Origin of the sequence: Candidatus Ichthyocystis sparus, assembly GCF_900078745.1 — a bacterium.
Classification (GTDB): domain Bacteria; phylum Pseudomonadota; class Gammaproteobacteria; order Burkholderiales; family 2013Ark19i; genus Ichthyocystis; species Ichthyocystis sparus.
Window position 1 is genome coordinate 1 of record NZ_FKII01000034.1, and the last position, 1,286, is coordinate 1,286.

Sequence of the window (1,286 nt, forward strand, 5' to 3'; positions counted from 1 at the left end):
AAGAACCTTCCACGGCAGCTAGTAGTAGTTATTTTAGAGTACCTCCTAAGAAGTTATTTATTATGCAGGGATTATTTAGTGGGAGTAGGACTCTTGAGGTTCCTATTGGTAGTGATGCTGCTGCCAGACCTTCCTCTTCTGCATCTGTGGATATTGGTAGTGTTCCGCTGCTGGTAGCTGCTGCTGCCGGTACTGCTGCTGATGAGACGGATGTGGGAGTGAGATTGGCAGCATTGCTGAATCGAGGGTTGCCACCTTTCACCACCTCCTGCCGGTGAATCAAGTGGGTCTATGAAAGGTGATAGAGGTAGTGGACGTAAAAGAAAAAGGAATGAGTAGTGAACGAGTAATTTGTGAAAACTGATTTAACGGTAAATGATTTCAAAAAGTTTGCAATTTGTTCTACAGGATCTGCATACAACCTCTGACACATACATAATAATACATGTCCTATTGCTTCAACAAAAACTTACTGACAAAAAAAGAGCAGCTAATTATAGTACATATGAAATATCCTAATTAAGCAACATTAAAAAATGTTTATACTGAACAGAGAGTGTCATCTATGAAAGTATGATGATGGTATTGACGTAGTTTTACATGAATAACAAAAAATCTTTTTCATTCATTGGTACACGGTACACCTAAAAATTACTGACATTGATATACAACAGTAAAAAAATTGCAAAACCCAGCATAAAGAAAACGATAAAAAAACTACCTACAAAAATTCCCATACAAACGACAATCATATAAGATCATTTAATACTAACAGTGAAAGTAAGTGTAATGATTAAAGTCGGTGATAGTTTGTAATGTGCATGGAACTGTTAGATCTTTGTTGTTTTTATTAATATCCTCTTGTGTTATGCGACAACTTTATATTGATGAAGTATATGGAAAATGGTACGATTTTTTTGATGGGTTTTCATGTGGGTCTGTATTGGATAGAGAGCCTGATGAATACAGAGATCTTGTTTCTTATCTTCCAGTTACGTGATCCTAGAATGAATAGTATACTTTGTATTTGCTATAATTGGATAGTTGCATGTATATGAAGTGTTAGATTATTCAAGGCGGAATGTGATTCCATCAAGGTTCGCTTTTTCTATTATTGTCAAAGCATTATGTTTATAAAAGGGGGCAGATTAGCTCATGCAGCGTGCACGCCGCATCTGTATGCTCAGATGGATTTGAAGAAAATCTGCTATTTACAATTTTGCGTTATCTTTTGTATTTCCCTCCATGATTTTTACTTCTCATTATAAAAATTTGCTATTTTGTAG

2 protein-coding genes are annotated in these 1,286 nt (G+C 35.6%); both read left to right on the forward strand.

Annotated features, from left to right (window positions below):
- Positions 1–278, forward strand: a 278-nt coding sequence (locus A6733_RS08715; protein ID WP_176696742.1) for a hypothetical protein, incomplete at its 5' end; no start/stop codon positions are given.
- A gap of 524 nt (positions 279–802) precedes the next feature.
- Complete coding sequence (locus A6733_RS00435; RefSeq protein ID WP_092411289.1) at positions 803–1,000, forward strand: hypothetical protein; 198 nt, start codon at positions 803–805, stop codon at positions 998–1,000.
- Positions 1,001–1,286: the final 286 nt, after the last annotated feature.